Source organism: Geodermatophilus chilensis, assembly GCF_002802985.1.
GTDB lineage: Bacteria > Actinomycetota > Actinomycetes > Mycobacteriales > Geodermatophilaceae > Geodermatophilus > Geodermatophilus chilensis.
In genome coordinates this window covers 1-13,499 of record NZ_NVPT01000025.1, presented here as the reverse complement: position 1 = coordinate 13,499, position 13,499 = coordinate 1, and the positions used below count along the sequence as shown (strand labels likewise).

The following is a 13,499-nucleotide window of genomic DNA, read 5'->3' as shown; positions in this document are numbered from 1 at the left end:
CACCCGCCCCGCTGCAGCTGGAGGTGCGGGCGGACGACAGGGTGTGCTGCGGGCCGACGTGCCACGGGACGGCGACCACTCCCCCGTCACCCTGCTCGAGCTCGACGGCGGGCGGGTAACCCGCACCGAGGTCTGGCCCGGGCCGCAGCTGTACGGGCTGCCGGTGCTGCTGCCGGCGGCGAGGTCGGCGTCCTGACGCGTGGGAGCACGCGCCCGACCGCACCTGGTGGCGCTGGTCGGTGGCGTCCGCCGACCACACCGGCCGCCCGGGCGCCGGACGGGCAGGACGTGCAGCGCTGACCCGGCACGACAGCGGCCCGGCACCCCCGAGGGGGTACCGGGCCGCCGGGCCGGTCCGTCAGGCGCCGCGGTGGACGCCTGCGGGGATCAACGCGCCGGGCCGATGCCCTGCGAGTTGAGACCCTCGATGATGCGCGCGGACTCCTCGAAGCCGATCACGACGACCGCGTCGGGGTTGAAGTCCACCATCTGCTGGATCTCGGCGTCGTAGTTCGCCGCCTGGGGGTCGTAGGTCAGCGTCTGGATGCTGTCCTCGGCCAGGCCCGCCGCGATCAGGTTCTCGCGGGTGTTGTCCATCAGACCGGTGCCGTACGGGTCGTTGAGCGCCATGATCCCGACGGTGTTGTTGCCGTCGTTGATGATCAGGTCCGACAGCGCCCGGGCCTGCAGCGTGTCCGGGGGCGCGCTGCGGAAGTACAGCCCGTTGTCGTTGTAGTCGGTGAACTGGTCGGACGTGTTCGCCGGCGAGAACTGGACGACACCGGCGCCGGTGATCCGGTCGATGACCGTCAGGCTGACGCCCGAGGACGCCGCGCCGATGATGGCGTTCACGCCCTCCTGCAGCAGCCGGTCGACGCTCTGGCTGGCGGTGTCGGTCGACGCGTCACCGGAGTCACCCTCGACCAGGCGGACCTCCTGACCGAGGACACCGCCGGCCGCGTTGAGCTCCTGGATGGCCAGGCGGGCGCCGGCGACCTCGGGCGGGCCGAGGAAGGCCAGGTTGCCGGTCAGCGGCAGCAGGGACCCGATGACCAGCTGCTCGCCGGTCGTCCCGGGCGCGGCCGGGGCCGGCCCCTCGTCGCTGGCGGCGTTCGCCTCGTCGCCGGCGAGCACGAACTCGGTCAGCGACTCGTCGAGGGCGTTGTCCTCGCCGAAGGTGAGGATGCCGAAGCTGGCGACCGAGGGCTCACCGGCCTCGGTGAAGGCCAGCGGGCCGGAGATGCCGTCGTAGTCGGGGTTGCCACCGGCGTTGACGATCTCGAGGCAGCTGGCGATGTCGGTGCACTTCTCGCCGCCGAAGGTGACGCCGTTGACGTACTCCTTGAAGACATTGGCGTCGTTGGTGCCCGCCAGCTGCGCCGCGATCGCGGTGATGACGACGGCGTCGTAGGTCTCGCCGGCGTAGTTGTAGTCCTGCAGCCCCGGGTAGGCGGCGTCCAGCCGCTCGCGGAAGTCCGAGGACAGCTCGGTGAGCGGCGTCGTCCCCGACATGCCGGCCAGCGCGCCGGGCTGGGTGAAGGACTCACCCAGCGCGTTGCCCATGTTCCCATCGGTGCCGTAGACGTTGACCTGACGCTCGCCGCCGCCGCCTCCGCCGGCCGCGTCGTCACCGCCACTGTCGTCGCCCCCGCCGCCACACGCGGTCAGGACGAGGAGCGCCGCGGCCGCGACGGCGGCGTTGCGCGCGAGGATGCCTGTGCGCATCAAACAACTCCCACTGTGGTGTCGGTCGTGCAGCCGTCCGCCCAGGCGGGCGACCGGTCAGTGGGGGGAAGGTAGCTGCCAGATCCGGGGGTGGAGCAGGGGTCGCCCCGACCGTGATCAGGTCGTGACCTGCCCGATCCCGGTCCGTCACACGGCGCGTCGGGCGCGGCGTGTCCTCCCGGGGTCAGCTGCCCGTCGTCGGGTCCGGGGCGGCCTGCGGCTGCAGGATGCGCTGGGCGACCGCCTTCATCGACGTGCGCTCGTTCATCGCCGTCCGCTGGATCCACCGGAACGCCTCGGCCTCGGTGAGCCCCTGGTCGGCCATCAGCTTGCCCTTGGCCTGTTCGACCACCTTGCGGGTCTCCAGGCGCTCCTCGAGCGTGCGCACCTCGCCGTCCAGGGCGGTCATCTCGGCGAACCGGGCGCGGGCCACCTCGATGGCCGGCACCAGGTCGTTCTTGGAGAACGGCTTGACCAGGTAGGCCATCGCACCGGCGTCGCGGGCCCGCTCGACCAGCTCCCGCTGGCTGAAGGCGGTGAGCACGATGACCGGGGCGATGCGCGCGGAGGCGATCTGCTCGGCCGCGGAGAGCCCGTCGAGCACCGGCATCTGGATGTCGAGGATGACCAGGTCCGGCCGCAGCTCCGCGGCCTGGTCGACGGCCTGCTGTCCGTCGCCGACCTCGGCGACGACGATGTACCCCTCCTCCTCGAGCATCTCCTTGAGGTCGAGGCGGATGAGCGCCTCGTCTTCGGCGATGAGGACCCGGATCGACTCGCTACTCACGCGCCGGAGCCTAGCGATGCCGGGCGGTCCGCGACGGCCAGTTAGGCTGTTCCGCGCCTCACCGGCCGCTCGACCGGCCGGCACGCCCCCGTACCCCAATCGGCAGAGGGAGCGGATTCAAAACCCGCGCAGTGTGCGTTCGAGTCGCACCGGGGGCACTCCGTCATCGTCGTCCTCCGGACGACACCGCACCACGTGCGGTCCCCGGCTCCCGCTGAGCGCCAGACACCCGCCTGCTCGGGGGGAACCTCCGGCCCCCCACTCCCAGAAACCACACCGCACCACGTGCGGTCCCCGGCTCCCGCTGAGCGCCAGACACCCGCCTGCTCGGGGGGAACCTCCGGCCCCCCACTCCCAGAAACCACACCGCACCACGTGCGGTCCCCGGCTCCCGCTGAGCGCCAGACACCCGCCCCTGCTCGGGGGGAACCTCCGGCCCCCCACTCCCAGAAACCACACCGCGGCCAATGGCCGTCCCCGACGGCCGGTGAGCCGCGCCCGTGCGGGACCTCCTCGCGGGGCTGTCCGCGGCCGGCCGGGAGGCGGCCCTACGGTGGGTGCCGTGAGCCAGTCCGAGCCGACGCCGTCCGCCCCGCACATGAGCCCGGAGCAGTTCCGTCGGCACGGCCACGAGGTCGTCGACTGGATCGCCGACTACTGGACGCGGGTCGGCTCGCTGCCCGTCCGCTCCCCCGCCGCGCCGGGCGACGTGCGCGCCGCGCTGCCCGACGCCCCGCCCGAGCAGGGTGAGCCGTTCGACGCCGTCCTGGCCGACCTCGACCGCATCGTCGTCCCCGGGCTGACCCACTGGCAGCACCCCGGTTTCCTCGGCTACTTCCCGGCCAACACGTCCGGGCCTTCGGTGCTCGGCGACCTGGTGTCGGCGGGCCTGGGCGTGCAGGGCATGTCGTGGGTGACCAGCCCGGCGGCCACGGAGCTCGAGCAGCACGTCCTCGACTGGTTCGCCGGCCTGGTCGGCCTGCCGGAGACCTTCCTGTCGTCCGGGCCCGGTGGCGGCGTGGTCCAGGACTCCAGCTCCGGCGCCAACCTCGTCGCGCTGCTGGCGGCCCTGCACCGGGCCAGCGGCGGTGGCACGGTCCGCTCCGGCGTCCGGCCCGACGAGTACACCGTCTACGTCTCCGCGGAGACGCACTCCTCGATGGAGAAGGCCGTGCGGATCGCGGGCCTCGGCAGTGACGCCGTCCGCATCGTCGAGGTGGACGGCGACCTGGCGATGCGTCCCCAGTCGCTGAAGGCGCGCCTGGAGCGGGACGTCGCCCGGGGCTATCGGCCGGTGCTGGTGTGCGCCACCGTGGGGACGACGTCGACGACGGCGGTCGACCCGCTCGCCGAGCTCGGCCCGATCTGCCGCGACGCGGGCGTCTGGCTGCACGTGGACGCCGCCTACGCGGGCGTGAGCGCCGTCGTCCCGGAGCTGCGGGCGCTGCAGGCCGGCGTCGAGTGGGCCGACAGCTACACCACCGACGCGCACAAGTGGCTGCTCACCGGCTTCGACGCGACGCTGTTCTGGGTGGCCGACCGGGCCGCGCTCACCGGCGCGCTGGCGATCCTGCCGGAGTACCTGCGCAACGCCGCCACCGACGCCGGCGCGGTCGTCGACTACCGCGACTGGCAGATCGAGCTCGGCCGGCGCTTCCGCGCGCTCAAGCTGTGGTTCGTGCTGCGCTGGTACGGCGCGGAGGGGCTGCGGGCGCACATCCGCTCCGGCGTCGCGCTGGCGCAGGAGCTGGCCGGCTGGGCCGACGCCGACGACCGCTTCGACGTCGTCGCCCCGCACCCGCTGTCGCTGGTGTGCCTGCGCCCGCGCTGGGCCGAGGGGGTGGACGCCGACGTCGCCACCATGACGCTGCTCGAGCGGCTCAACGACGGCGGCGAGGCGTTCCTGACCCACACCACCGTCGGCGGTCAGGTGGTGCTGCGGGTGGCGATCGGCGCGCCGGCGACGACGCGGGCACACGTCGAGCGAGCCTGGGCGCTGCTGCGCGAGGGCCACGACTGGCTGGCCGCCGACTTCGCCGAGTCCGCCGCGGAGCGGGTCCGCGAGGAGGCCGAGCGCCGCGCCGCCGCTGAGCGCGCGCGGGAGGAGGCCCCGGCGGCGCCGGTCGAGACCCCGGCCGCCCAGGACGAGTCGGCCACCCAGGCGCGGGCGCAGGAGGACCTCGCGCCGCCACAGGCCACGCCGGACGGCACCGACCCCGAGGGGGACGCCGGCCGCCCGGAGGCCGACGGCGTGGTCCCGGACGACGCGGAGGCCGACGCCGGGGCCCGGGGCACCGGCTCCTGAGTCAGCCGCGCAGCGACCGGATGAGGCCCTGCTGCGCGACGGTGGCCACGTGCGTGCCGTCGGCCGCCCAGATCTGGCCGAAGCACAGCGCCCGGCCCCCCGAGGCCGCGGGGCTGTCGGTCTCGTAGAGGAACCACTCGTCGGCGCGCACCGGCGCGTGGAACCACACTGCGTGGTCGAGGCTGGCGCCGACGTACTCCCCGCCCCAGCCGCCGCCGGTGCGGGCCAGCCCGGCCGAGAGCAGGGTCAGGTCGCTGACGAAGGTCAGGGCCGAGCGGTGCACGCTCCCGTCCCCGGGCAGCCGGCCGGCCACGCGCATCCACACGCAGGTGCGGGTGTCCGGCGGCGACTTCGGCGTCCGGTCGAAGGGGTCCTCCAGCAGCCGCTGCTCCACCGCCTGGCTGATGGCGAGTGCCGCGGCGGCGCGCTCGCCGTAGGGGGCGACCACCTCCGTGAGGGTCGGCAGGCTCTCCGGAGCCGGCACGTCGGGCATCGGCAGCGCGTGCTCGACGACGGGGGTCTCCGGCACCGAGGCGTCGGCGGTCAGGGCGAAGATCGCGACGTCCTCGCCGCGGCGCCGCTGCCAGGCGATGACCCGGCGGGTGCTGAACGTGCGCCCGTCCCGGATCCGCTCGACCGCGTAGCGGATCTCCTCGTGCGGGTCACCGGGGCGCAGGAAGTACGAGTGCAGCGAGTGCACGGCGCGCTCCCCCGGCAGCGTCCGTGCGGCGGCCATGAGGGCCTGCCCGGCCACCTGCCCGCCGAAGATGCGCTGCAGCGGCGTTCGCGGCGTCCGGCCGACGTACAGGTCGGTGTCGCGCTCCTCGAGGTCGAGGACGGCCATCAGCGAGGCGGCCTGGCTGCCGCCGTCCACCTGCGTCACGAGTCGGTGCCCACCTCGTGGACCCGGATCAGGTTGGTGGAGCCGGGGGTGTTCGGGGGGCTGCCGGCCACGACGACGACCCGGTCACCCTCTTTGAGCCGGCCGATGGACAGCAGCGAGAAGTCCACCTGCCGGACCATGTCGTCGGTGTGCTGGACCTCGGGGACCAGGAAGGTCTCCACGCCCCACGACAGCGCCAGCTGGCTGCGCACCCGCCCGTCGATGGTGAAGGCCAGCAGCGGCATCCGGGGGTGCAGGGCGGCGAGCCGACGGGCGCTGTCGCCGGTCTGGGTGAAGGTGGCCAGGGCCTTGACGTCGAGGGACTCGGCGATGTCGCGGGCGGCCCGGACGATGGCGCCGGACCGGGACCGGGACTTCCGGACCACCTCCGGCGCGCGCACGGTGTCGCTCTCGACGGCGTCGATGATCCGCTCCATGGTGCGCACGGCGCCGATCGGGTGCGCGCCCACGGAGGTCTCCCCCGACAGCATGACCGCGTCCGCGCCGTCCAGGACGGCGTTGGCGACGTCGGAGGCCTCCGCGCGGGTGGGCCGGGAGTTGATGATCATGGACTCGAGCATCTGCGTGGCCACGATGACCGGCTTGTTGCGCTCGCGCGCGGCCTGGATGGCCCGCTTCTGTACCAGCGGCACCTGCTCCAGCGCCAGCTCCACGCCCAGGTCGCCGCGGGCGACCATGATCCCGTCGAACGCCTCGACGATCGCCTCGAGGTTCTCCACCGCCTCGGGCTTCTCCAGCTTGGCGATCACGGGGACGGAGATGTCCTCCTGGCGCATGACGTCGCGCACCAGCTCGACGTCGCGCGGCGAGCGCACGAAGGACAGCGCGACGAAGTCGACCCCCATGTGCAGGGCGAAGCGGAGGTCCTCCTCGTCCTTGTCCGACATCGCCGGCACGCTGACCGCGACGCCGGGCAGGGAGAGGCCCTTGTTGTTCGACACCTCGCCGCCCTCGACGACCAGGCACCGCACGTCCGGCCCCTCGACCCCGACGACCGAGAGCGCCAGCTTGCCGTCGTCCACGAGCAGCCGGTCGCCGACCTTGGCGTCGGCGGCCAGGCCCTCGTAGGTGGTGGAGACCCGCGCGGCGGTGCCCTCGACGTCCTCGACGGTGATGCAGACCCGGCTGCCGGTCTCCCAGCGGACCGGGCCGTCGGCGAAGGTGCCGAGGCGGATCTTCGGGCCCTGCAGGTCGGCGAGGACGGCGACGGCGTGACCGGTGCGGTCGGAGGCCTCGCGGACCATGCGGTAGGCCCGCTCGTGGTCGGCGTGTGCGCCGTGGCTGAAGTTGAGCCGGGCGACGTCCATCCCCGACTCGACGAGGGCGGTCACCTGCTCGGGGGTGCCGGTGGCCGGACCGAGCGTGCAGACGATCTTCGCGCGACGGGACATGGGTCAGACGCTAGTGGCGCGGCTCCCCGGACACGGGGAGGGTGCCCCGTGATCCTCGTCCACACCCGACGAGGGCCGGGCCCCGCGAGTGCGGGGCCCGGCCCTCGGCCTGGTGACGAACTGGACGGCCACCCTTCAGGGCCCCAGGCCGAACCTGCGAGGCGTGGGGGGAAGGGTGGTCCTTCAGCGGAGCGCCACCGCGGTCGGCGTCACCGGGCGCGGCAGCATCGTCGCGCCGGTCAGCCAGGCGTCGACGGCGCCGGCGGCGGCCCGGCCCTCGGCGATCGCCCAGACGATGAGCGACTGGCCGCGACCCATGTCGCCGGCGACGAAGACGCCGGGGACGGTGGACATGAACTCGCCGTCGCGGGCGATGTTGCCGCGCTGGTCGAGCTCCACGCCGAGGGTCTCGACCAGGCCCTCGCGCTGGGCGCCGGTGAAGCCCATGGCGAGGAACACCAGGTCGGCGGGCAGCTCGCGCTCGCTGCCCTCGACCTTCTGGAACCGGCCGTCGACCCGCTCCACGTCGTGGATGAGCAGCGCGCGCACGTTGCCCTCGTCGTCACCGACGAAGCGCTCGGTGTTGACGCTGTAGAGCCGCTCGCCGCCCTCCTCGTGCGCGCTGGAGACGCGCATGACCATCGGGTAGGTCGGCCACGGGTTGGTCTCGGCCCGGCGGCCCGGCGGGGCCGGCATGATCTCCAGCTGGGTGACCGAGAGGGCGCCCTGCCGGTGGGCGGTGCCCAGGCAGTCGGCGCCGGTGTCACCGCCGCCGATGATCACGACGTGCTTGCCGTGGGCGTTGATCGGCGGCTCGTCGAGCTCGCCGAGCGCCTGCCGGTTGCCGAAGGGCAGGTACTCCATCGCCAGGTGGATGCCCGTGAGCTCCCGGCCCGGGGCGGGCAGGTCGCGGCCCATGGTCGCGCCACCGGCCAGGACGACGGCGTCGAAGTCCGCGCGCAGCTGCTCGACGGTCAGGTCGCCGTCCCGGCCGCTGCCCACCTCGACCCCGGTGACGAACCGGGTGCCCTCGGCCCGCATCTGGTCCAGCCGCCGGTCGAGCACGGCCTTCTCCATCTTGAACTCGGGGATGCCGTAGCGCAGCAGCCCGCCGACCCGGTCGGCCCGCTCGAAGACGGTGACGTCGTGCCCGGCGCGGGTGAGCTGCTGCGCGGCGGCCAGGCCGGCGGGCCCGGAGCCGATGACGGCGACCTTCTTGCCGGTGTGCTCCTGCGGGGTGACCGGCTTGACCAGGTCGCGCTGGAACGCTTGGTCGATGATCTCCCACTCGATCTGCTTGATCGTGACCGGCGACTCCTGCAGGTTCAGCACGCAGGAGCCCTCGCACGGCGCCGGGCACAGCTTCCCGGTGAACTCCGGGAAGTTGTTGGTCGCGTGCAGCCGCTCGATCGCCTCGGTCCAGTCGTCGCGGCGGGCGAGGTCGTTCCACTCCGGGATCAGGTTGCCCAGCGGGCAGCCGTGGTGGCAGAACGGGATGCCGCAGTCCATGCACCGGGCGGCCTGCTGGCGCACCGCGGCGACCGGGAAGACGGCGTCCTCACCGGTCTGCCGGGAGAGGTAGACGTCCTTCCAGTCCAGGATCCGCACGTCGACGGGACGCCGCGGCGGCAGCGCCCGCTCGTGCTTGAGGAATCCGGTCGAGTCAGCCACGTGCGGCCTCCATCACAGCCCTGTCGACATCCGTTCCAGCGGCCTCGGCGGCGCGCCGGGCCTCGAGCGCGCGCCGGTAGTCGCGCGGCATGATCACACTGAACCGCTCGGACCAGCGGCCCCAGTCGGCCAGCAGCGCGGCGGCGACCGGCGACGCGGTGTCGGCGGCGTAGCGCACCAGCACGTCGCGCAGCCACTGCGCGGACTCCCCGTCCAGCGGCTCGACGTCGACCATCTCGGTGTTGACCCGGTGCCGGGCCAGGTCGAGGACGTAGCCGATGCCGCCGGACATGCCCGCCGCGATGTTGCGGCCGGTCGGGCCGAGGATCACCGCGGAGCCGCCGGTCATGTACTCCAGCGCGTGGTCGCCCACGCCCTCGACGACGGCCAGCGCGCCGGAGTTGCGCACGCAGAACCGCTCGCCGACCCGGCCACGGAGGAAGACCTCGCCCGCCGTGGCGCCGTAGCCGATGACGTTGCCGGCGATGACGTTGTCCTCGGCGGCGAAGGTGGCCTCGCGCGCCGGCCGGACGACGATCCGCCCGCCGGACAGACCCTTGCCGACGTAGTCGTTGGCGTCGCCGAACAGCCGCATGGTGATGCCCCGCGGCACGAAGGCACCGAAGGACTGGCCGGCCGACCCGGTGAAGGTCAGGTCGATCGTGCCGTCGGGCAGCCCCTCGCCGCCGAAGCGCCGGGTGACCATCGAGCCCAGCATCGTGCCGACGGTGCGGTTGACGTTGCGCACCGGCAGCTCGAGGCTCACCGGTCGCGCGTCGAGCAGCGCGCCCTCACACAGCTGGATCAGCGTCTGGTCCAGGGCGACGTCGAGGCCGTGGTCCTGCGCGCGCACCCGGTGCCGGGCGGCGCCCTCGGGCAGCGCCGGCACGGCCAGCATGCGGGACAGGTCCAGTCCGGCGGCCTTCCAGTGGTCGACCGCCTTGCGGGTGTCGAGCAGCTCGGCGTGGCCGATCGCCTCGCCCAGCGAGCGGAAGCCCAGCTCGGCGAGGTACTGGCGCACCTGCTCGGCGAGGAACTCGAAGAACGTGACGACGAACTCCGGCCGCCCGGTGAACCGCTTGCGCAGCTCCGGGTTCTGCGTCGCGACGCCGACCGGGCAGGTGTCGAGGTGGCAGACCCGCATCATGATGCAGCCGGAGACGACCAGCGGAGCGGTGGCGAAGCCGTACTCCTCGGCGCCGAGCAGCGCGGCGATGAGCACGTCGCGGCCGGTCTTCATCTGCCCGTCGGCCTGGACGACGATGCGGTCGCGCAGGCCGTTGGCCAGCAGCGTCTGCTGCGTCTCGGCCAGGCCCAGCTCCCACGGCGACCCGGCGTGCTTGAGCGAGGTCAGCGGTGCCGCGCCCGTCCCGCCGTCGTGCCCGGAGATGAGGACGACGTCGGCGTGCGCCTTGCTGACGCCGGCCGCGACCGTCCCGACCCCGACCTCGCTGACCAGCTTGACGTGGACCCGCGCCTCGTTGTTGGCGTTCTTCAGGTCGTGGATCAGCTGCTTGAGGTCCTCGATCGAGTAGATGTCGTGGTGCGGCGGCGGGCTGATCAGGCCGACGCCCGGCGTGGAGTGCCGGGTGCGGGCCACCCACGGGTAGACCTTGGCGCCGGGCAGCTGGCCGCCCTCGCCGGGCTTGGCGCCCTGCGCCATCTTGATCTGGATGTCGTCGGCGTTGACCAGGTACTCGCTGGTGACGCCGAACCGGCCGCTGGCCACCTGCTTGATCGCCGAGCGGCGCAGGTCGCCGTTGGGGTCGGGCTGGAACCGGTCGGGGTCCTCGCCGCCCTCGCCGGTGTTGGACTTGCCGCCCAGCCGGTTCATGGCGATCGCCAGGGTCTCGTGCGCCTCCTGCGAGATGGAGCCGTAGCTCATCGCGCCGGTCTGGAAGCGCTTGACGATCTCGCTGGCCGGCTCGACCTCGTCGATCGGCACGGGCGGGCGGACGCCGGTCCGGATCGTGAACAGGCCGCGCAGGGTGGCGGCCTCCTCGGACAGCTGGTCGACGGTCGTCGTGTACCTCTCGAAGACCTCGAACTGCCGCGAGCGGGTGGCGTGCTGCAGCAGGAACACCGTCTCGGGGTTGAACAGGTGCACCTCGCCCTCGCGGCGCCACTGGTACTCGCCGCCGGTCTCCAGCCGCCGGTGCGCGCGCTCGGTCGGGTTCTCCGGGTACGCGCGGCGGTGGCGCATGGCCACCTCCTCGGCCAGGACGTCGATGCCGACGCCGCCCAGCGGTGCCGACGTGCCGGTGAAGTACTCGTCGACGAGGTCCTGGGAGAGGCCGACCGCCTCGAAGATCTGCGCCATCGTGTACGAGCCGACGGTGCTGATGCCCATCTTGCTCATGACCTTCAGGACGCCCTTGCCGAGCGCCTTCACCGTGTTGCGGACCGCCTGGGCCGGCTGGATGCCGGTCAGGGCGCCGTCGCGGATGAGGTCCTCGATGGATTCGAAGGCCAGGTAGGGGTTGACCGCGGCGGCGCCGTAGCCGAGCAGCAGCGCGACGTGGTGCACCTCGCGGCAGTCGCCGGTCTCGACGACCAGCCCGACCTCCATGCGGGTCTTCTGCCGAACGAGGTGGTGGTGGACGGCGGCGGTCATCAGCAGCGACGGGATGGGCGCGCGCTTCTCGTCGCAGTCACGGTCGGAGAGCACGATGATCCGGGCGCCGGCGGCGATCGCCTTGCTGACCTTGGTGCGCAGCTGCTCGACGGCCTGGGCCAGCGCCGTCCCGCCGCCGTTGACGTCGAAGTGGCCGGTGATCCGGACGGCGGCGTAGCCGGGCAGGTCCCCGTCGTCGTCGATGTGCAGGATCTTGGCCAGCTCGTCGTTGTCGATGACCGGGTAGGGCAAGAACAGCTGCCGGCAGGACGCCGGGGTGGCCCGCAGCAGGTTCTGCTCGGGGCCGAAGGTGCGGCCCAGGCTGGTCACCAGCTCCTCGCGGATGGCGTCCAGCGGCGGGTTGGTCACCTGGGCGAACAGCTGACCGAAGTAGTCGTAGAGCAGCCGGGAGCGGTCCGACAGCGCGGCGACCGGGGTGTCGGTGCCCATCGAGCCGATCGGCTCGGCACCCGAGGACGCCATCGGGGTGAGCAGGACCCGCAGGTCCTCCTCGGTGTAGCCGAACAGCTGCTGCCGGCGGACGACGGACTCGTGGCTGGGCCGGGCGCGACGGCGCTCGGGCAGCTGCGGCAGGTGCACCAGGCCGGCGTGCAGCCAGTCCTCGTAGGGGTGTTCGCCGGCCAGCGCGCCCTTGACCTCCTCGTCGGAGACGATCTTCCCGGCGGCGGTGTCGACCAGGAACATCCGGCCCGGCTGCAGCCGGCCCTTGGCGACGACGTCGGCGTCGGGGATCTCCAGGACGCCGACCTCGCTGGCGAGGACGACCAGGTCGTCCTTGGTGTGCCACCAGCGGCCGGGGCGCAGCCCGTTGCGGTCCAGGACGGCGCCGATGAGCGTGCCGTCGGTGAACGCGACCGCGGCCGGCCCGTCCCACGGCTCCATGATCGAGGAGTGGAACCGGTAGAAGGCCCGGCGGGCCGGGTCCATCTCGTCGTGGTTCTCCCACGCCTCCGGGATCATCATGAGCACCGCGTGCGGCAGCGAGCGGCCGGACAGGTGCAGCAGCTCGAGCACCTCGTCGAAGGTGGCCGAGTCGCTGAAGTCGCTGGCGGTGACCGGGAAGATCCGCTCCAGGCCGAGCTCGGACGCGGGACCGGCCGGGCCGTCGAACAGCTGGGTCTCGAGCTTGGCCTCGCGGGCGCGCATCCGGTTCCGGTTGCCCTTGATGGTGTTGATCTCGCCGTTGTGCGCGATCAGCCGGAACGGGTGGGCCAGCGGCCAGCTCGGGAAGGTGTTGGTCGAGAACCGGCTGTGCACCAGCGCGATCGCCGACGCGTAGCGCTCGTCGCGCAGGTCCGGGAAGAACGCGGGCAGCTGGTCGGTGGTCAGCATGCCCTTGTAGGTGATGGTGCGCGAGGACAGCGAGGCGATGTAGAGGGAGCTGCCGGCCTCGGAGGCCGTCCGCTCGGCCCGCTTGCGCAGCACGAAGGACCGCCGCTCCAGCCGGGTCACCCCGTTGACGGCCACGCCGCCGCCGAAGGCACTGGCGTCGGCGCGGGCGCCGATGGTCTCGGCGACGAACAGCTGGGCGAAGTGCGGCATCACCGCGCGGGCGGTCGGGCCGACGTCGGCGCCGTCCGGGTCGACGGGCAGCTCGCGCCACCCGAGGACGGTCAGGCCCTCCTCGGCGGCCAGCCGGTCGACGTCCGCGAGGCGCGCGGCGCGTTCGGTCTCGTCGACGGGTAGGAAGGCGATGCCGACGGCGTACTCGCCCACCGGCGGCAGGTCGAAGTCGACCTCGGCGCGCAGCAGCGCGTCCGGGACCTGCGTGAGGATGCCCGCACCGTCGCCGGAGTTCGGCTCGGAGCCGGCCGCACCGCGGTGGTCGAGGTTGTGCAGGGCGGTGAGCCCGGCGGCCACGATCTCCCGGGTGGCGCGACCCTGCACGTCGGCGACGAAGGCGACACCACAGGCGTCCTTGTCGTTGGCCGGGTCGTACAGGCCGCTCGCCGCGGGGACTGCGGAGAACGGCACGGCGGTCCCGCCGGAGGCGGTGGGCGCGGCGGGGGCGGTGGACTCGGACATGTCACTCCCGTCGTCGGCACGCCGCCTGCGTCCCCGTCGGCGGTGACGGGAGTGAC

General features: G+C 73.2%; 8 protein-coding genes and 1 tRNA gene. 3 read left to right on the top strand and 6 right to left on the bottom strand.

What is annotated here, in order from left to right; translation table 11 throughout:
* Positions 1-43 precede the first annotated feature (43 nt).
* Positions 44-196 (top strand): DUF7712 family protein, encoded by a 153-nt coding sequence (locus tag CNO22_RS27515; RefSeq protein WP_157936825.1) that lies wholly within the window; start codon positions 44-46, stop codon positions 194-196.
* 191 nt (positions 197-387) lie between these two features.
* On the opposite strand, the gene CNO22_RS06335 is transcribed toward CNO22_RS27515, so the two are convergent.
* On the bottom strand, positions 388-1,725 hold the full coding sequence (locus CNO22_RS06335) for an ABC transporter substrate-binding protein (RefSeq protein WP_100498508.1): 1,338 nt from the start codon (positions 1,723-1,725) through the stop codon (positions 388-390).
* A 184-nt stretch (positions 1,726-1,909) separates the two neighbouring features.
* Entirely contained in the window at positions 1,910-2,512 is a 603-nt protein-coding gene (locus CNO22_RS06330) for an ANTAR domain-containing response regulator (protein ID WP_100498507.1), read from the bottom strand.
* A gap of 84 nt (positions 2,513-2,596) precedes the next feature.
* Between CNO22_RS06330 and CNO22_RS06325 the strand changes: the two genes are divergently transcribed.
* A tRNA-Leu gene (locus tag CNO22_RS06325) sits at positions 2,597-2,670 on the top strand.
* 404 nt (positions 2,671-3,074) lie between these two features.
* Positions 3,075-4,817 (top strand): pyridoxal-dependent decarboxylase, encoded by a 1,743-nt coding sequence (locus tag CNO22_RS06320; RefSeq protein ID WP_232806840.1) that lies wholly within the window; start codon positions 3,075-3,077, stop codon positions 4,815-4,817.
* Position 4,818: 1 nt separating this feature from the next.
* Here CNO22_RS06320 and CNO22_RS06315 read toward each other — a convergent pair whose 3' ends face one another.
* From CNO22_RS06315 to gltB, 4 genes are all read right to left on the bottom strand, one after another.
* Positions 4,819-5,700 (bottom strand): acyl-CoA thioesterase, encoded by an 882-nt coding sequence (locus tag CNO22_RS06315; protein ID WP_100498506.1) that lies wholly within the window; start codon positions 5,698-5,700, stop codon positions 4,819-4,821.
* On the bottom strand, positions 5,697-7,112 hold the full coding sequence (pyk, locus tag CNO22_RS06310; protein WP_100498505.1) for a pyruvate kinase: 1,416 nt from the start codon (positions 7,110-7,112) through the stop codon (positions 5,697-5,699). The genes CNO22_RS06315 and pyk overlap by 4 nt, the downstream gene beginning before the upstream one ends.
* Before the next feature lie 183 nt (positions 7,113-7,295).
* Positions 7,296-8,783, bottom strand: coding sequence for a glutamate synthase subunit beta (locus tag CNO22_RS06305; RefSeq protein ID WP_100498504.1), 1,488 nt, complete (start codon positions 8,781-8,783; stop codon positions 7,296-7,298).
* Positions 8,776-13,443: a glutamate synthase large subunit gene (gene gltB / locus CNO22_RS06300; RefSeq protein WP_198588140.1), complete on the bottom strand. Its 4,668-nt coding sequence runs from the start codon at positions 13,441-13,443 to the stop codon at positions 8,776-8,778. Before gltB ends, CNO22_RS06305 begins: the two co-directional genes overlap by 8 nt.
* Between the last annotated feature and the right edge of the window lie 56 nt (positions 13,444-13,499).